The organism is Paenibacillus sp. MSJ-34 (genome assembly GCF_018918005.1).
Taxonomy (GTDB): domain Bacteria; phylum Bacillota; class Bacilli; order Paenibacillales; family Paenibacillaceae; genus MSJ-34.
The window spans coordinates 36,314-53,254 of the sequence record NZ_JAHLPR010000006.1; the positions used below are offsets into that span (position 1 = coordinate 36,314).

Annotated in this window: 17 protein-coding genes and 3 riboswitches; of the genes, 15 read left to right on the forward strand and 2 right to left on the reverse strand. The window is 49.3% G+C overall.

Features of this window, described 5'->3' with window-relative positions:
* Position 1: 1 nt before the first annotated feature.
* The 8 genes from KQI79_RS04295 (at position 2) to deoC (ending at position 4,257) form a co-directional block, all read left to right on the forward strand.
* The gene (locus KQI79_RS04295) at positions 2-307 is read left to right on the forward strand and encodes a EutN/CcmL family microcompartment protein (protein ID WP_216536996.1); all 306 of its coding nucleotides are present in this window, start codon (positions 2-4) and stop codon (positions 305-307) included.
* A gap of 2 nt (positions 308-309) precedes the next feature.
* Entirely contained in the window at positions 310-1,731 is a 1,422-nt protein-coding gene (locus KQI79_RS04300; RefSeq protein ID WP_216536997.1) for an aldehyde dehydrogenase family protein, read from the forward strand.
* Positions 1,732-1,806: 75 nt separating this feature from the next.
* Positions 1,807-2,088 (forward strand): BMC domain-containing protein, encoded by a 282-nt coding sequence (locus tag KQI79_RS04305; protein ID WP_216537097.1) that lies wholly within the window; start codon positions 1,807-1,809, stop codon positions 2,086-2,088.
* 3 nt (positions 2,089-2,091) lie between these two features.
* A complete protein-coding gene (rpiB, locus tag KQI79_RS04310; RefSeq protein ID WP_216536998.1) occupies positions 2,092-2,553 on the forward strand; it encodes a ribose 5-phosphate isomerase B in 462 nt (153 codons plus the stop codon).
* Between the two features lie 8 nt (positions 2,554-2,561).
* Positions 2,562-2,852, forward strand: a complete 291-nt coding sequence (locus KQI79_RS04315) for a EutN/CcmL family microcompartment protein (protein WP_216536999.1) — start codon at positions 2,562-2,564, stop codon at positions 2,850-2,852.
* Positions 2,849-3,124, forward strand: coding sequence for a BMC domain-containing protein (locus KQI79_RS04320; protein ID WP_216537000.1), 276 nt, complete (start codon positions 2,849-2,851; stop codon positions 3,122-3,124). The genes KQI79_RS04315 and KQI79_RS04320 overlap by 4 nt, the downstream gene beginning before the upstream one ends.
* Before the next feature lie 6 nt (positions 3,125-3,130).
* Positions 3,131-3,418, forward strand: coding sequence for a EutN/CcmL family microcompartment protein (locus KQI79_RS04325; RefSeq protein ID WP_216537001.1), 288 nt, complete (start codon positions 3,131-3,133; stop codon positions 3,416-3,418).
* 161 nt (positions 3,419-3,579) lie between these two features.
* Positions 3,580-4,257, forward strand: coding sequence for a deoxyribose-phosphate aldolase (deoC, locus tag KQI79_RS04330; protein ID WP_216537098.1), 678 nt, complete (start codon positions 3,580-3,582; stop codon positions 4,255-4,257).
* 588 nt (positions 4,258-4,845) lie between these two features.
* On the opposite strand, the gene KQI79_RS04335 is transcribed toward deoC, so the two are convergent.
* Positions 4,846-5,439: a Uma2 family endonuclease gene (locus KQI79_RS04335; protein ID WP_216537002.1), complete on the reverse strand. Its 594-nt coding sequence runs from the start codon at positions 5,437-5,439 to the stop codon at positions 4,846-4,848.
* Positions 5,440-5,529: 90 nt separating this feature from the next.
* Here KQI79_RS04335 and KQI79_RS04340 point away from each other — a divergent pair, with 90 nt between their 5' ends.
* The 6 genes from KQI79_RS04340 (at position 5,530) to KQI79_RS28155 (ending at position 15,173) form a co-directional block, all read left to right on the forward strand.
* A complete protein-coding gene (locus tag KQI79_RS04340; RefSeq protein ID WP_216537003.1) occupies positions 5,530-6,360 on the forward strand; it encodes an MBL fold metallo-hydrolase in 831 nt (276 codons plus the stop codon).
* 87 nt (positions 6,361-6,447) lie between these two features.
* Positions 6,448-6,891 carry an Hsp20/alpha crystallin family protein gene (locus KQI79_RS04345; RefSeq protein WP_216537004.1) on the forward strand — a complete coding sequence of 148 codons (444 nt, stop codon included), beginning with the start codon at positions 6,448-6,450 and terminating at the stop codon, positions 6,889-6,891.
* 278 nt (positions 6,892-7,169) lie between these two features.
* Positions 7,170-7,547 carry a response regulator gene (locus tag KQI79_RS04350; protein WP_216537005.1) on the forward strand — a complete coding sequence of 126 codons (378 nt, stop codon included), beginning with the start codon at positions 7,170-7,172 and terminating at the stop codon, positions 7,545-7,547.
* A gap of 108 nt (positions 7,548-7,655) precedes the next feature.
* Positions 7,656-7,743: riboswitch (cyclic di-GMP riboswitch) on the forward strand.
* A 150-nt stretch (positions 7,744-7,893) separates the two neighbouring features.
* Entirely contained in the window at positions 7,894-12,870 is a 4,977-nt protein-coding gene (locus tag KQI79_RS04355) for a MucBP domain-containing protein (RefSeq protein ID WP_216537006.1), read from the forward strand.
* A gap of 246 nt (positions 12,871-13,116) precedes the next feature.
* Positions 13,117-14,739 carry a HelD family protein gene (locus tag KQI79_RS04360; RefSeq protein WP_367398133.1) on the forward strand — a complete coding sequence of 541 codons (1,623 nt, stop codon included), beginning with the start codon at positions 13,117-13,119 and terminating at the stop codon, positions 14,737-14,739.
* 23 nt (positions 14,740-14,762) lie between these two features.
* Positions 14,763-15,173 carry an ATP-binding domain-containing protein gene (locus tag KQI79_RS28155; RefSeq protein ID WP_367398134.1) on the forward strand — a complete coding sequence of 137 codons (411 nt, stop codon included), beginning with the start codon at positions 14,763-14,765 and terminating at the stop codon, positions 15,171-15,173.
* 63 nt (positions 15,174-15,236) lie between these two features.
* Here KQI79_RS28155 and KQI79_RS04365 read toward each other — a convergent pair whose 3' ends face one another.
* Entirely contained in the window at positions 15,237-15,890 is a 654-nt protein-coding gene (locus KQI79_RS04365; protein ID WP_230193391.1) for an anthrax toxin lethal factor-related metalloendopeptidase, read from the reverse strand.
* A 95-nt stretch (positions 15,891-15,985) separates the two neighbouring features.
* Positions 15,986-16,074: riboswitch (cyclic di-GMP riboswitch) on the reverse strand.
* 98 nt (positions 16,075-16,172) lie between these two features.
* A riboswitch (cyclic di-GMP riboswitch) is annotated at positions 16,173-16,258 on the reverse strand.
* A 171-nt stretch (positions 16,259-16,429) separates the two neighbouring features.
* On the opposite strand from KQI79_RS04365, the gene KQI79_RS04370 reads away from it, so the two are divergent.
* The gene (locus tag KQI79_RS04370) at positions 16,430-16,930 is read left to right on the forward strand and encodes a GNAT family N-acetyltransferase (protein ID WP_216537007.1); all 501 of its coding nucleotides are present in this window, start codon (positions 16,430-16,432) and stop codon (positions 16,928-16,930) included.
* Positions 16,931-16,941 lie beyond the last annotated feature (11 nt).

Here is a 16,941-nt window from a genome sequence, read left to right on the forward strand (position 1 = left end):
TATGAACATCTGCCGGGTGATCGGCACCGTTGTTTCGACGACCAAGGACGAGAAACTGACGGGGAAAAAGCTGCTTGTCGTACAGCCTGTCGATATGATAACCCGCGCCCCCGACGGCAAAGCGTTGGTTGCGATCGATACGGTTCACGCGGGCAAAGGCGAGATCGTCATGACGGTCAGCGGCAGCTCGGCACGCCAGACGAAAGCCACGCAAGGAGTGCCGGTCGATGCGACGATTATCGCCATTGTCGACACCATCGAGATCGACGGGAAGGTGACGTACGATAAAATGAAAGAAGGTGAATAAGCTTGAGTATTACGGAAGAAAGCATAAGATCCATTGTAGCCGAAGTCGTTAGCAAGTTGCGAGGAGACTTGGCGATGGCCGACCCGGATCCGCTCCTTCCCCCGTTGAATCACGGCGTGTTTGCTACAGTGGACGAAGCAGCCGAAGCCGCCAATGCCGCATTCGAACAATTTGCCTCATTAACGTTAGCCAAGCGGGAGGCGATCATTTGGAAGATGAGGGAGACGAGTCTGTCCCATGCCGAGCGGCTGGCCGAGCTTGCCGTCAAGGAGACGGGACTCGGCAATGCGCAAGACAAAATCGCCAAGAATCGATTGGCGGCGCAGAAGACGCCGGGGCTGGAGGATCTGGTTTCGGAATCCTACACGGGGGACGACGGGTTAACGCTGCTGGAGTATTCTCCTCTCGGAGTGATCGGCGCTATCACGCCGGTAACCAATCCCGCGGCGACGATCATTAACAACAGCATCTCTATGGTAGCTGCGGGGAACGCGGTTGTTTTCAATCCTCATCCGAACGCCAAACGGGTTTCCATCGAAACGATGCAGTTGTTGAACCGGGCGATCGTCGAAGCCGGAGGTCCCGCAAATATGCTGACAAGCGTGCAAATACCGACAATGGAGACGAGCGGGGAAGTTATGAAGCATCCGCGCATTCATGCGTTAGCGGTAACGGGCGGCGGCGGGGTCGTGCAAGCGGCGCTTGCTTCCGGCAAGAAGGTAATTGCGGCGGGGCCGGGCAATCCTCCCGTGGTTGTAGACGAAACGGCGGATTTGGCGCAAGCGGGAAGAGATATCGTACTGGGGGCCAGCTTCGACAACAATGTATTGTGCACGGCGGAAAAAGAAGTTTTCGTCGTCGAATCGGCGGCGGACAGCCTGAAGGCGGAAATGATCGGAAATGGCGCTTACGAATTGCGCGGGCCGCAGTTGGAAAAGTTATTGGATCTGATTTTTATTAGAAATAGAGAGAAATGGATTCCCAATAAGGAATATGTGGGAAAAGACGCCAACCTTCTGCTGGAGAAAATTGGCGCAAAAACAAATCAAAATATCAAACTTATTATAGCAGAAACAGCGGAAGATCATCCACTTGTCCATACGGAAATGCTTATGCCTGTTCTTCCGATCGTCCGCGTGCCGAATGTAGAGGCGGCAATCCTTCTTGCGGTGAAAGCGGAGAAAGGCAATAAGCACACGGCGGTGATGCATTCGCAAAATATACGAAACCTGACGAAAATGGCCAGAGCCTTGCAGGCCACCATCTTTGTCAAAAACGGGCCCTCCTATGCCGGCTTGGGTTACGGGGGCGAAGGATTCGCTACATTGACGATCGCCGGTCCTACCGGGGAGGGATTGACATCCGCTCGCACGTTTACGCGGAAACGGAGATGCGTGCTTGTCGACGGCTTCCATATCGTTTAGCGGGGTGTTGTGAAGATGGCCAAGAGAATGCCTAAGGAACGGCAAATCGCCGAAATTAAAGGAGGAGCAGTCCATATGAAAGAAGCGTTGGGAATGATTGAAACGAGAGGTCTTGTGGGAGCGATCGAAGCGGCGGACGCGATGGTGAAGGCGGCAAACGTAACGTTGGTCGGGAAGGTTTTGACGGGCGGCGGATTGGTGACCGTAATGGTTCGCGGCGACGTCGGAGCCGTGAAAGCGGCAACGGAAGCGGGTTCCGAGGCTGCGCGCAGAGTCGGGGAATTAATTTCGGTGCATGTCATTCCAAGGCCTCACAACGAAGTAGAAGGAATCTTGCCTCAACCTAAAGCGGAGTAGCATATGAAAACAGTAATTATCGGTAGCGATCACGGAGGGTTCGAGCTGAAGGAAGATATCAAAACCTTTTTGGCCGGCCTGGGTTATCCGTTGATAGATTTCGGCTGTTACGACAACAATTCGGTAGATTACCCCGATATCGCCTTTCTGGTCGCGGAAACGGTCGCCACGAGCGAGAATTATGCGGGCATTATGATTGACGGCGTCGGCATCGGCAGCACAATGACGGCCAATAAAGTTCCGGGCATACGATGCGCCCTTTGCTGGGATGTCAGTTCGGCTATTAACAGCCGAGATCACAATCATGCCAATATGCTCGCGATAGGAGGCCAAGTGCTGGGCAAAGGCCTGGCCAGACAGATCGTCAAGACATGGCTGGAAACCCCTTTCTCGGGGGGAAGGCATGACAAGCGGGTCACGAAAATCATGGAAATCGAGAGCCGTTTTCTGAAACGGTTCAGGTAGGAGGCCGTATGTTTCTGGGCAAAGTTGTCGGCTCGGTGGTATGCACTCATAAGGACGAAAGCCTGTCGGGTTTGAAGCTTTTGGTGATTCAACCTATGAAGGATGCAGAGAGGGAGGCGGGGAAACGAGTTGTTGCTATCGACACGATCGGCGTGTCCGGTTACGGGGATCTGGTATATTTGGCGAAAAGCAGGGAGTCCGGTCTTCCGCTCGGATTGGAACTGGTGGCGGCCGACGCCGGCATTATGGGGATAGTGGACCACTATCATACGATAAAAACAGGGAGGGGCAGAATATGAATAATGCCTTGGGAATGATTGAGACGAAAGGTATGGTCGGCGCGGTCGAAGCGTTGGACGCGATGGTCAAGGCCGCCAATGTGACGGTTGCCGGCAAAGTAACGGTCGGCGGCGGATTGGTTGCGGTATTCGTAAGAGGAGACGTAGGAGCCGTTAAAGCGGCGACCGATGCCGGAGCGGAAGCGGCGCAACGGGTAGGCGAATTGATATCGGTTCATGTGATCCCGCGGCCGCATCACGAGATCGAACAGATATTGCCGAAATTGGCTTAATGCCTTATGAAACTAGGAAGGGTTCTAGGGAACATCGTGGCGACCGTGAAAACGGGCAGTCATCATGGCTGCAAATTGATGGTCGTCGAGCCTGTCGATGAACGCGGAAATAGCTGTGGAGATCCGTTCATCGCGGTAGATTGCTCTCATGCCGGAGAAGGGGATCTGGTCCTCGTCGTAGAGGAAGGAGGATCCGCGCGCGAAGCGATGAAGCGGCCCGATGCGGCCGTTGACGCGGTAATTGTCGGGGTTGTCGATCGTTTTGACGATGCAAGCAGACCAACATTGGAATAAGACGAAATGAGGGGAACATATTGGAAGTAGAGAGTTTAGTTCAACAGATTACGCAAAAAGTGATGGAGCAAATCGCCAAGCAAGCGGAAACCGCGGCCCCCAACCGTTCCGTGTCCAACGAATCCGTTCGAGGCTTCGGCCAGTATCCGTCGCAGAACAATATGTTGACCGGACCGGAAATCGCGCGCAAGATCGATCATACGTTGCTGAAACCGGAATGTACGAGAGACGAGATCGTTGCGCTATGCGAGGAAGCGAAGCAATACGGCTTTGCAACGGTATGCGTCAATCCCTACTGGGTGCCGGTGGCGGCGAAGGAATTAGCCGGGACGAAAACCGGCGTTACGACGGTGGTCGGTTTTCCGCTCGGAGCGACGAGTTCTTTTGCCAAAATTGCGGAGGCGAGAGACGCCATTGCTAGCGGAGCTACGGAAATCGACATGGTATTGAATATCGGAGCGATGAAATCGGGAGATTTGGATACGGTTAAGAAGGATATAGAGGGTGTCGTTCTTGCTTGCAGAGGACAAGCGGTCGTTAAAGTGATTCTGGAGACGTGCCTGCTTACGGATGAAGAGAAGGCGAAGGCTTGCGCGATTGCCAAAATGGCCGGCGCGGACTTCGTCAAAACGTCAACAGGCTTCGGTTCAGGCGGGGCGACGGTGGAAGATGTCGCATTAATGCGTAAAACGGTCGGTCCCGAGATGGGAGTGAAGGCGTCAGGCGGTGTCAGGGATATCGACGTTGCGCGCCGGTTGATCGCAGCGGGGGCCAATCGTCTCGGAGCGAGCGCAAGCGTGGCGGTAGTGACGGGCGGCAAGGGCAAAGAAGGGTACTGAAGTTAAGCAAGGAATGGAATCGGTTGTGATGTCTTACGGCGCATGAATGGCGATCCGATCGGAATCTTAACGGATTAGTAGCGGCATAATGTGGGACATGTTATAATTAATTCTATGGACTATGAATAGTGGTGGAATTGGCGGCCACGGCGCAGCTTCCAGAAGGGGGTGATGCCGATGGTCGTAATTGCGGCGTTTTATGACGTGCTGCGTTGGATTATAACGATACAAGCCTAGTGTTTGTTATTCGAAAGTTCTATCGTTGGGCGCGTCGTAAGTTCCGCTGCAAGCGAAAAACCACCGCTAAATAGGTTGGAGAGCCTGGACGGTGGTTTCGCTTTGCATTAACATTTAGTGCTTGCGCGCCGTGGTGTTCCATATCCTTTTCTGGTCCTAAGAGTCTTCAACGTTCCAGCGGTGAAGACTCTTATTAGTATTCGGCAGCAGTGACCAACTTCATACGCAAACAACTGAATAGAATATTAACTACTACGTTAAACGTAGTATAACACAGTTCTTCGAACGAGTACAATCAAGTTATAGATAAATCGATTGAATGTCCTGCCCGGTTTGTCCAACCGGCAGGGATTAGCCCGGCAGGCCGGCAGCCGGATCGACAACTTGAGCCATTGTGAACGAAACCCATGGAAGGCGGTCCGATTGGACCGTCTCTTCTCTGTCGTATACCGTGTCGAGTTCATATCGGTTATCTGCTTCCGACAGCACATACTGCTCCAGCGATTCATGCGCAGGGTCGACGATCCAATATTCCGGGATGCGATAAGCGGCGTATGTTCTTAATTTGTTTTGTTTATCGCGCTTAACGGAATGAGGAGATATAACTTCCACGACCAAATCGGGAATGCCTTCGATTCCTCTCCGTGTGATGATATCCATTCGGCTGCGATGGATCATCACTAGATCCGGCTGGCGAACCTCTGTATTCGATAAAATAAGGTCGATTGGCGACACGAAAAGGATATATTCCGATTGACAAGTGTTCGAAAGCAGTGTTGAGATATTGGTAACGATCACCTGATGCTTAGGCGTCGGCGCGGGAGTCATCAGTTCCAATACTCCGTCGGCCAGTTCATAACGTTTGCCGTCATCGGGCAATTGCGCATAATCGTCATACGTGGCGGGCTGTTCTTTTATGATTGGCTTCTTATCGTTCGGCTTCATATTATAATACCTCCCCAATCATTGCTATCATTGCCATTGTATCAAACATTAGTTCGCGTAATCAATCTTATTCCCGAAGAGGTGATTTTGATGATTCAATATTCGGACGAGCGAGTTGCCGTTTTCCAAAGCGCATTGTTTCAGACCACTTCCACCGTGGTCAACCTCGACGACGGCATATTCATCGTAGATCCGACATGGCTGCCTGCGGAAATTATCGAAATTCAGGGCCATGTGAAATCGATCCAAGGCAATAAGCAATGTTATCTTTTGTTTACTCATGGCGATTTCGATCACATTATAGGATATAACGCTTTCCCTGGAGCCATAACGATCGGCAGCGCCAGGCTGCTGAATCATCCGAATAAGGAAGGAACGGTCGGAGAGATCAAGGATTTCGACGCCAAGTATTACATTGTCCGCGAATATGAGATCGAATTCCCTCAGCTCGATATCGTTGTGAAGCGGGACGGTCAGCAAGTTGCGATCGGATCCACCAATCTGACATTTTATTTGGCTCCGGGCCATACCGCAGACGGTTTGTTTACCTTCGTTGATTCTATAGGCATATGGCTGGCGGGAGATTATTTATCCGACATCGAACTGCCATATATTTATCATAGCGCGATTGCGTACGAACAGACGTTAAAGAAGGCGGAGAAGTTGATGAGCGCACACGACATTAAGTTGTTAATCCCGGGTCATGGGCGGCATACTGCCGATCGTTCCGAAATGGCCGAGCGGATTGCGGTGTCGCTCGATTATTTGGAACGTTTGAAGCAGGCTGTTACGAACGGCGATGAATCCGCGATTGCGAAAATGGAGAGCGAACATCGATTTTTGTCGGATTTTACGAAGCATTGCCATAAGGGTAACATCGACATCATTCGCAAAGAATTTGCCGGGGAGTTGCGGCTCTGAACGGGCAGGCAATATGCGGAATAATTGCTCGCGCACTCGGGGATAATGACCTTGAAAACGAAAATATTCAAGGAGATGCTGCATCCAATGGCTTTAGTTCCATACGAACCGTTCCGTCGTCTTGAAAATATGAGACGGGAATTAGACCGTTTTTTCACGAATGATTTTCCCGATTTCAGAACCGCATTTTCCCAACATACGGGCAATATGAATGTAGACGTATACGAAACCGAGAATGAAGTTGTCGCCACATGCGACATACCGGGTTTGGAGAAAAAAGAGGATGTCAATATCGACATTGAAAACAACGTCCTTTCCATCAGCGGAACGATTAACAAAGTCAACGAAGTGCAAGAAGAGCAAATGCATCGGCAAGAACGGTTTTTCGGCCGGTTTCACCGCTCGATCAGCTTGCCATCAAACGTATCTTCCGAAGGAATCCAGGCGAAGTACAAAAACGGGGTTCTGGAGATCCATATGCCGAAAGTGCAAGGAGATACCAAAAAAAGAATCGACGTTCAATTTCATTGAGATGCGAAAATTTTTCAGCAAATGGCCTATCTGTTTCGTACAGATCGGTTTTTTTGCGTTGGTAATTCCTTACAATTGAAAAAATATAAAAGTGTTGTTCTAACTGCTTGTATTGAACGAATACCCATTAACAAAGCGATATGCCGCACAACCGGAGCAGGCATGGAACATACGGTTTCGTGAAAAACACCTCTTTTGGGGGATGGCGAGATATGCTTGTATCTTTTAGAATTAATCCCTGTTAAGTACGACAATGGAAAAGAGGGTTCGTAATACGTATGAAATCTGTCATGGTTGTAGATGACGAAGTTTTCGCAAGGACCATGTTGAAATCCGTATTGACATCCAACGGATTTCGAATTGCGGCCGAAGCCGCTGACGGCGACGAAGCCGTAGCTCTCTACCAAAAAGTGAGACCCGACCTCGTAACGATGGACATTGCGATGCCGGGCATGGATGGATTAACCGCGCTGAAACGAATAAAAGGACTGGACCCGCACGCCAAGATTATTATGTGTTCTGCGATTCAGCAGAAAACGATCATCCTGGAGGCGATCCGTCTAGGGGCCAAAGATTATATCGTGAAACCGTGCCATGGCGCGGAAATCATAGAAACAATAGACAAACTATTGGCCTCGAAACCGGGAATGCTGTAAAAAATGAAAATTATTACAAAAATTTCATTATGACAGTTGACAAAAGTCATTTAGTAAAATATATTAAAATTGGCAACATAAATATAGGACTATTGTACTAATGTAAAATTGAAAACTCGGCACACTAATCGAAAGATTAGGTCGCAAAGCTTTGGAGTCTAATAGTCGTTTGACTAATGATCGTCCGGCTGCAATTAACAAATGTTAATGCGGCCGGACTTTTTATTTTCCTGAGTTCTCAACGGAATACTATATTCCGAGGAGCATAGATCCAATCTTCGATGAGGAGGGTAGGGGAAATAGAGTCTGAAAAGGAGGATTCTAATGAAAAAATGAGGAGGTACATATGAAAGGGCGTTTAAAAGTCGTAGTCACATGGCTATGCTTGTTCGCGGTTTTCTTCGGGCTGACGCCGGGAGCGTTCGGGCAGGCTGCAAATTCAGGGGAATTGATCTGGCCGAATCCCGGAGCGATCAAGTTAAGCAAGACGGCGGAACCGACGGGGAAATCCGGCGAATGGGAAGTCACGTTAAAAATTGAAGGCAAAAATATTAAGAGCCGTTCGGATGTCGTACTAGTGATTGATAGATCGGGCAGTATGGATAATACATGGAATCCGAAGGAATCTAGGATGGCCAAAGCGAAAGAGGCCGCGACGAAGTTCGTTGATAACTTGCTCATAGCGGGCTCCGAAACAAGAATTGCGGTTGTGTCTTTCAATAAGGATGTCACCGTTACCAATTTTAAAGGAGTTAACGATAAAACTGCTTTAAAAACGGCAATCAATGGGATTTCCGCCAGCGGCGGCACCAATATTCAAGCAGGATTGCACGAAGCTCGCACCTTATTGGAAGGAAGCAATGCCCAGAACAAGGTCATTGTATTGTTAAGCGACGGGGAGCCGACATATAGTTATAAGGCTAGTGCAGCAGAATCTCTATCATGGCCGAACAATAAGTATAATTTTGCACTCGATAACTTTGATTATACCGGCACGATTCTGGGTTCCGGCGGCAACTTCGAATTGAGGTATAAGGGCTGTGGTCTTCTAGGGTGGGGATGGTGTGATGAAACTTACAGCGCAGGTGGATATAAGGTTAATGACAATGGAATAGCCACTTTATCAGAGGCGAAGCTCGCTCAAAAAGAAGGAATTGGAATCTACTCGATCGGACTTGATGTAGGAAGCGGCAATAATGCGGAATACGTACTCAAGAACAGCCAAGATAAAGGCTACTACTCTGCTAGCAGCGCTGACTTGGATAAAATTTACTCCGAGCTGGCAGGAAAAATATCATATGCCGCGCAAAACGCAATCATTACCGATCCGATGGGCGAAATGTTCAATCTGGTCCCGCCGGCTGCAAATTATACTCCTTCGCAAGGAACGGTATCTTGGGATCCTGTCAGCGAGACGTTTACTTGGGAAGCCGGCAACATTATGGAAGGCCAGCCCGCAACATTAACTTACAAAGTCGTGATGGATCAATCCAAAAATCCGGAATCCAATAAATTGTACCCGACGAACGGCACGACGACCATGAACTATACAGATGTTAACGGCCGGGATACGTCCAAGAATTTTGAAGTGCCGAGAGTTAGCATCGGCAGTGGATCCATTCTAATTAAAGGCTATAAAGTCAATGCGAATGGAGAACCTGTCAATGCGGACGGCGAAGTCGTTGAGGGTCGGGAATTCGCTGAACAGTTGCACAGTGAATATTTCAAAGATTCTAACGGCAACGAAGCTCTTGAAAGAGGAGTACCATATACGGTCACAGCGCCTATCCTTTCAGGTTACCAACTTAAAGTAGGAACCAGCCCGCAAGATGTCACATTGACGACAACGAATTTAACGCCTACTATTTGGTTCGGTTATACGGAGGCTGTTGAACAAACTGTTACCGTCAAATATTTGGAACAAGGTTCAAATAAAGTACTGGCTGAAGCGACAACGGTGAATGGAGTCGCAGGTCAAACGATCGAACTGACCGCCGAGGAAGTACCGGGCTACACGCCGACGAAGTTGAAGGACAGCTACACGTTCACCGCTGCGGAAGGTCAAGAGTACATCTTCCACTACACGGCGAACGAACAGAAGGTAACGGTACGCTATGTTGACGAAGACGGTCAAGATCTGATCGACCCAACGACTCATGATGGCAAGACAGGTCAAACGATCGAACTGACTGCCGAGGAAGTACCGGGCTACACGCCGACGAAGTCGAAGGACAGTTACACGTTTACCGCTGACGAAAACCAAGTGTATACGTTCCATTACACGGCAGGGGATCAAACTGTAACAGTACGCTATGTTGACGAAGCAGGCCGAGATCTGATCGACCCAACGACTCATAAAGGCAAGACAGGTCAAACGATCGAACTGACCGCCGAGGAAGTACCGGGCTACACGCCGACGAAGTTGAAGGACAGCTACACGTTCACCGCTGCGGAAGGTCAAGAGTACATCTTCCACTACACGGCGAACGAACAGAAGGTAACGGTACGCTATGTTGACGAAGACGGTCAAGATCTGATCGACCCAACGACTCATGATGGCAAGACAGGTCAAACGATCGAACTGACTGCCGAGGAAGTACCGGGCTACACGCCGACGAAGTCGAAGGACAGCTACACGTTTACCGCTGCGGAAGGCCAAGAGTATATCTTCCAGTACAAGGCGAACAAACAAACAGTGACAGTACGCTATGTCGACGAAGAAGGCCGCGATCTGATCGACCCGACGACTCATGAAGGCAAGACAGGTCAAACGATCGAACTGATCGCCGAGGAAGTACCGGGCTACACGCCGACGAAGTCGAGCGACAGCTACACGTTTACTGCTGTGGAAGGCCAAGAGTACATCTTCCAGTACAAGGCGAACAAGCAAACAGTGACAGTACGCTATGTCGACGAAGAAGGCCGCGATCTGATCGACCCGACGACTCATGATGGCAAGACAGGCCAAACGATCGAACTGACTGCCGAGGAAGTACCGGGCTACACGCCGACGAAGTCGAAGGACAGCTACACGTTCACTGCTGTGGAAGGCCAAGAGTACATCTTCCAGTACAAGGCGAACAAACAAACAGTGACAGTACGCTATGTTGACGAAGAAGGGCGAGATTTGATCGACCCGACGACTCATGAAGGCAAGACAGGTCAAACGATCGAACTGACTGCCGAGGAAGTACCGGGCTACACGCCGACGAAGTCGAAGGATAGTTACACGTTCACCATTGACGAAAATCAAGTGTACACGTTCCATTACACAGCGAAGGAACAGAAGGTAACGGTACGCTATGTTGACGAAGAAGGCCGTGATCTGATCGACCCGACGATTCATGAAGGCAAGACAGGTCAAACGATCGAACTGACTGCCGAGGAAGTACCGGGCTACACGCCGACGAAGTCGAGCGACAGCTACACGTTTACTGCTGTGGAAGGCCAAGAGTACATCTTCCAGTACAAGGCGAACAAGCAAACAGTGACAGTACGCTATGTCGACGAAGAAGGCCGCGATCTGATCGACCCGACGACTCATGAAGGCAAGACAGGTCAAACGATCGAACTGACTGCCGAGGAAGTACCGGGCTACACGCCGACGAAGTCGAAGGATAGTTACACGTTCACTGCTGTGGAAGGCCAAGAGTATATCTTCCATTACACGAAAGACACCAGCGATGAGCGAAGCTTGACCGTCACCTACGTGAATGCCGTGACGCGGGAACATTTATCCGATCCTAAGGATTACTCGGGCAAAGTAGGAGAAACGATCACTCTCGAAGCGAATGATATTACAGTATCCGGTGTGGTGTATAAGCCACATGAGTATATCGTTGAATACACCTTCGCAGCAGAACCGGTTCATCAGGAGTACGTATTCGAATATACTGCGGACGATTCCGGCGCTGTACGTTATGTAACCGTGAATTATGTGGAAAGAGAAACGGGAGCAGCGCTAAAAGAGCCTACATTCGCGGAAGGCAGAGTCGGTGAAACGATTACGCTTCACGCCGAGCCGATTACGGTAGCGGATGCGGTGTACACGCCAGAGAACTTCAATTACGATTATCTCGTTACGATCGATGAAGAACAGGAATACACCTTCTTCTATACGAAAGGCGAACCGACAGATATTTACCAATTGACTGTAAATTATCTGGACAGAGAAACCGGTGCTGTGTTGGCTGAACCAACCTACTTGCAAGGCAGAGAGGGAGAAACCGTTACATTAAAAGCGAAGGAAATCAACGCGAACGGGTCTGTCTACAAGCCGGAGCAAGCGAGCATCGAGTACACCTTTACATCGGAAGCCAATCAACAAGTCGTGTTCTATTACACGAAAGAAGTGCCAAATGTCGAACGACACGTGACCGTGAAGTATCTGGAATTGGGGACAGACAGACAATTGGCGAATCCGACCACGATAAGCGGTCGAGTCGGGGAGACGGTTACGCTGACGGCAGCTTCGATCTCCGGATATACGGCTGTCAAGGCTAGAGAGAATTACACTTTTACGGAAAAGGAAAGCCAGGAATACATTTTCTACTACAATAGAAATACATCAAGTCCCGGCGGATCCACGACCATAGTTACGTCGAATCCTACGCCTGCGCCTGCGCCGGAAGTGCCTGCACTGCCGCCGTTGCCGGCCGTACCGCCCAAGCTTGACACCGAGAATCATTACAACTACATCAACGGGTATCCGGACGGAATGGTCAAACCGGAAAACCGCATCAGCCGCGAAGAGGTCGCTGCGATTTTCTACCGGTTAATGGACGACGAGAGCCGTGCCCAATACTTGAAAACGAGCAACAGTTTCACGGATATCGAAAACGAACGCTGGTCGAACAAACATATTTCCACGATGGAGAATGCGGGCATCGTAACAGGATATCCGGACGGAACATTCAAGCCGGAGCAATTCATTACGAGAGCCGAGTTCGCAGCGATCGCATCCAGATTCGATAAGCTCGACGAGCGGACCAACGATATGTTTACGGATGTCGCCGGACATTGGGCGGAGAAGTATATCGCGTCCGCAGCGAATAAAGGATGGATCAAAGGGTATCCGGACAATACGTTCAGACCGAATCAGTACATTACGCGCGCGGAGGCAATGGCCTTCATCAACAGCGTACTGAACAGATTAGTGAAGAAAGACGATATTCATGCCGATGCCAAAACGTGGCCGGACAATACGCCTGACAAGTGGTACTACGAGCATGTACAGGAAGCCACGAATCATCATGAATATTCGCGCAAAGAAAACGGATTTGAAATCTGGGAACAAGTGAAACCAGACCGGATCTACCCATAAACGTAACAATTGCAAAGCTCCTTCCCGAGGCGGCGTTAGCTGTTCGGAAAGGAGCTTTTTTTTATGAACTCAATATAAAAAACCAGGGCATGGCGCGCCTGGTTCTTCTATTTTTATCGATCATTCGTACACGGTTTTTAGGACCCACGTTCAATATATAATACTATACCGGCAAGAAAAAGTCTATACTTTTTCGAGTTTTTTTCTATACTAGGAAGTATTCTTATTGACGAGGAGGGCCTATTTATGTTGAACGGCACGGAAGCGGAGGAAAGGCGTTACCTGGAAATCATTCTGAAGAAACTTCGGCAAGCGTTGGAGAAGATCGACGAGAAGATTTCTACTTCTTACCGCGAAGTCATTCAAGCCAAAAAATATATGTGGGAAAATATGGCCGCCATCGATCCGGCAGAACGGGCGGCGAATCGGGTTGACGTTTCGCTTGCGATCGACTTTGGCGAGAAGGCGGTGGACAAGCGCAGAAAGATTCATAAATTAATTCAATCGCCGTATTTCGGAAGAGTCGATTTTATCGGCGACAATGAAGCCGAGGCCAAGCCTTTTTATATCGGGGTTCACTCTTTTGCCGAAGATAACGGGCATGAGAATTTAATTTACGATTGGCGTTCCCCCGTATCCGGCATCTTTTACGATTTCGGCGTCGGAAAGGCTTATTATACGTCGCCCTCGGGATTAGTAAACGGCGAGATTCGCCGCAAGAGACAGTACAAAATTAAAGACGGAACGATGGAATACATGCTCGAAAGCTCGCTCAACATCAATGACGACGTTTTGCAAAAAGAATTAAGCAGGACGACGGACGAAAAAATGAAAAATATCGTTGCCACCATCCAGAAGGAACAAAATACGATCATTCGCAATGAAACCTCGAACGTACTCATTATTCAAGGCGTCGCCGGTTCCGGCAAGACGTCGATCGCTTTGCACAGGGTCGCCTTTTTGCTATACCGGTTTAAGGATACATTAACCTCGCGGAATGTGCTGATCCTGTCTCCTAATAAAGTATTTTCCGACTATATATCCAACGTGCTGCCCGAGTTGGGCGAAGAACCGATCGCGGAAGCGAGCTTGGAAGAATTGGCAGCGAGAGAGCTTGCGGGCGTATGCAAGTTTCAGACGTTCAGCCAGCAAGTGTCGGAGCTTCTCGATACCGCGGACGATGCCATGATTCAAAGGATGAAGTATAAAGCTTCTCCGAATTTTGTGAACGAATTGGATTCCTTTCTCGAACATATCGATTCCCAATATTATGTACCCGCAGATATAAGCATCGATTCCGTTTTCATTTCACAAGACGAGCTCCTGCGCAGCTTCCAGGCTACGAAGGGAATGCCTTTGAAACAAAGGCTGGACAAGACGGCCTCCGTCATCGCCGCCGGAAAACGCGATGCGGACGGGCAAAAATTAACGCCATCCACTACAAGAAAGGTCAAATCGGCGATCGCAAAAATGTTGCCGTTCCAGAACGTTATTTCTTTATATAAGCAATTTTACCTCGATATCGGCAAACCCGAGATGTTCCAATGGAAACGGGCCAAAACGCTGGAATATGCCGATGTGTTTCCGCTCATCTATATGAAAATCGATTTCGAGGGTACAACCTCCTACGAGGATATGAAGCATTTGGTCGTGGACGAGATGCAGGATTATACGCCGGTTCAATACGCGGTCTTATCCAAATTATTCCCTTGCAAAAAAACGATTTTGGGAGACGGCGGTCAAAGCGTGAATCCTTATACTTCGTCGTCGTTGGCCGAGATCAGGAACGCGTTTCCCAAGCGGACGTCGTCGAGCTTTTCAAGAGCTATCGTTCGACCGTTCAAATTTCGAATTTCGCACAAAAAATAAAACGGAACGACAAACTGATCCCGATGGAGCGGCACGGGGAGGAGCCCCGCATCGTCAAATGCGATAGTTCCGATCAAGAGCTTGAGACGATCAGGAGCCTCGTTGGCGAATTTCTGCAATCGGAGCGGCAGTCGCTAGGAGTTGTTTGCAAAACGAGGGCGGAGGCGAATGATCTTTTTCAAAAGATACGGCATTTCAGCGACCGCATTTACTGCGTAGATTTTGAAAGCGAACAATTCCATGACGGGATTGTCGTCACTTTCGCGCATATGGCCAAAGGATTGGAATTCGACCAAGCGATCGTGCCGTTCGTTAATGAATCGAACTATCGCACCGATTTGGACAAAAGCTTGCTGTATATTGCTTGTACGAGAGCAATGCATAAATTGGAGCTAACCTATACCGGCGAAATAACCCCTTTTCTCCGTTTCTAATGATAGAAAGCTCCTTTCCGAAAGCAGCCGCCAAGCTGCCGGAGAGGAGCTCTTTTGTCGTTCTTATAAATTCGTAAACAGCTTGTCCAGAAAATCGTACGTTAACGGCATATCTTCTTGAAGCTGCTTGCGGGTTTGTTCGCTGTACAAATACAACGTGGCCGTTTCCGCAAAATATTCGGTGGAATATACCGATACGTAGCCGTCGCCGCTATAATTGTTGTTCGCTTCTTGCTGCCAAACGTCGATGAATTCGGCCGAAGAACTGACTTCATTCAAGACGAGGCGGTCAATGGCATGGAACGTTTCGTGCATTTCCAGGTTGTGGCTGGTGTGGCCGTGATTTTTGTCGCTATAGCCGATTCTTGCAACGACGTTATTCGCGCTTACGCCGGGCACGTCGTCCCAAGTGAGGCCGGTGTTCTCCCAGCCGCGCGGGGTAACGCCTTTATATTGCGCGAATTCGGGCTCGTCCGTAATTTTGCCGTTGACGAGCTTGATCTTCACGCCGCGATCCTTCAAGCCTTGCAGTAAAGGCGCGGGGATCAGCCCCAGTCGGCCGATCATGCGATCCGCCTCGGCTTTATTAAATTCGCCTTGGGGTAAGACGACGATATCGTTCAATAGATCGGCGCTCGTAGCGGCATAGGCCGGCGCAGCGAGCAAATGCATGGCGAATAATACGAAAGCAATCGCTAAAGTAAGAGTGCGTTTCATTTCAAACCCTCCCGAATCGTAAAACGGATGCGAAACATTTTACACCGAGTTAGGAAGGGTTGAAGTAACGCGAGAAAGGCGATACACTCTTCCATATCGGCAACTGGCTGGCATTACGGTTTGACCCGTGGTAGCCCCTGTAGCTTTGCGTCTCCATCTTTCAATGGATTTGCCTTTATCAATATGAGATATAGAGTTGAAGATATGGGTGAATAAGAAAAACCTTCTTACCGAATAAGAAGGTTCGCAGACAACGCCGCATTAACGGCGTCGTTCCTCTATATCGGTAACTGGCTGGCTTAGCGCGAAGCGCCTTAACCCCTATAGTTTTGCGTCCCTATTTTTCAATAGGTTTGCCTTTATCAATAAAGATAAATATATGAATTTGGTAAAATTGCCCTATCTATTACTAGATTAAATCTAATAGATTCGATAGTCAAGTACTCTGCGAAAAAAATAGTAGATTCATGTCGAGAAAATGGGCGATACTAAAAATAGAAAATATTTTGTTGCAAATGGAGGAGAAAAGGAGAGGTACTATGACGGATCAATCGGTGAAATTGGAGAGATATGAAGCAAAGTTTGACGAGTTCGTTCGCCAATTCGAGCTTCCGGAAGAGCAGGCCGTTTTTACCGGAATTCCCGCACAAATGGTTGGGGAGGCGCAAGGAGATGCGAACAAGCATCCGATCGTCATTACGGCCGATTCCGTACCGGTAGGCTTCTTCGTGTTAGTATCCGGCGAGCGGGTCAAAGAGTATACCGTCAATCCCAATGCGTTATTATTGATCGCTTTCTCCATCGATTATCGCCGGCAGAGGAAGGGCTACGCCAAACAAGGCCTCGAATCGCTTCATCGTTTCGTGCCTGCGCATTTTCCGGTAATCGATGAGATCGTGCTGTCCGTCAACCTCAGGAACGTTGCCGCCCAAACTCTATATGCCAAGGCGGGTTTCGAAGACCGCGGAGGCAGGAAGACAGGTCCGATCGGAGAGCAGAAAATTATGCATCTTCGTCTCAGAAAATACTGCGGATTGTAGCAAGAACTGGT

Coding starts and splice junctions, on each gene's coding strand:
- KQI79_RS04335 (WP_216537002.1), bottom strand. CDS start 5,439: ATGAAGCCGAACGATAAGAAGCCAATCATAAAAGAACAGCCCGCCACG.
- KQI79_RS04365 (WP_230193391.1), bottom strand. CDS start 15,890: ATGAAACGCACTCTTACTTTAGCGATTGCTTTCGTATTATTCGCCATG.
- KQI79_RS04315 (WP_216536999.1), top strand. CDS start 2,562: ATGTTTCTGGGCAAAGTTGTCGGCTCGGTGGTATGCACTCATAAGGAC.
- KQI79_RS04355 (WP_216537006.1), top strand. CDS start 7,894: ATGAAAGGGCGTTTAAAAGTCGTAGTCACATGGCTATGCTTGTTCGCG.
- KQI79_RS04340 (WP_216537003.1), top strand. CDS start 5,530: ATGATTCAATATTCGGACGAGCGAGTTGCCGTTTTCCAAAGCGCATTG.
- KQI79_RS04360 (WP_367398133.1), top strand. CDS start 13,117: ATGTTGAACGGCACGGAAGCGGAGGAAAGGCGTTACCTGGAAATCATT.
- KQI79_RS28155 (WP_367398134.1), top strand. CDS start 14,763: ATGGAGCGGCACGGGGAGGAGCCCCGCATCGTCAAATGCGATAGTTCC.
- KQI79_RS04305 (WP_216537097.1), top strand. CDS start 1,807: ATGAAAGAAGCGTTGGGAATGATTGAAACGAGAGGTCTTGTGGGAGCG.
- KQI79_RS04370 (WP_216537007.1), top strand. CDS start 16,430: ATGACGGATCAATCGGTGAAATTGGAGAGATATGAAGCAAAGTTTGAC.
- rpiB (WP_216536998.1), top strand. CDS start 2,092: ATGAAAACAGTAATTATCGGTAGCGATCACGGAGGGTTCGAGCTGAAG.
- deoC (WP_216537098.1), top strand. CDS start 3,580: ATGTTGACCGGACCGGAAATCGCGCGCAAGATCGATCATACGTTGCTG.
- KQI79_RS04295 (WP_216536996.1), top strand. CDS start 2: ATGAACATCTGCCGGGTGATCGGCACCGTTGTTTCGACGACCAAGGAC.
- KQI79_RS04350 (WP_216537005.1), top strand. CDS start 7,170: ATGAAATCTGTCATGGTTGTAGATGACGAAGTTTTCGCAAGGACCATG.
- KQI79_RS04325 (WP_216537001.1), top strand. CDS start 3,131: ATGAAACTAGGAAGGGTTCTAGGGAACATCGTGGCGACCGTGAAAACG.
- KQI79_RS04345 (WP_216537004.1), top strand. CDS start 6,448: ATGGCTTTAGTTCCATACGAACCGTTCCGTCGTCTTGAAAATATGAGA.
- KQI79_RS04320 (WP_216537000.1), top strand. CDS start 2,849: ATGAATAATGCCTTGGGAATGATTGAGACGAAAGGTATGGTCGGCGCG.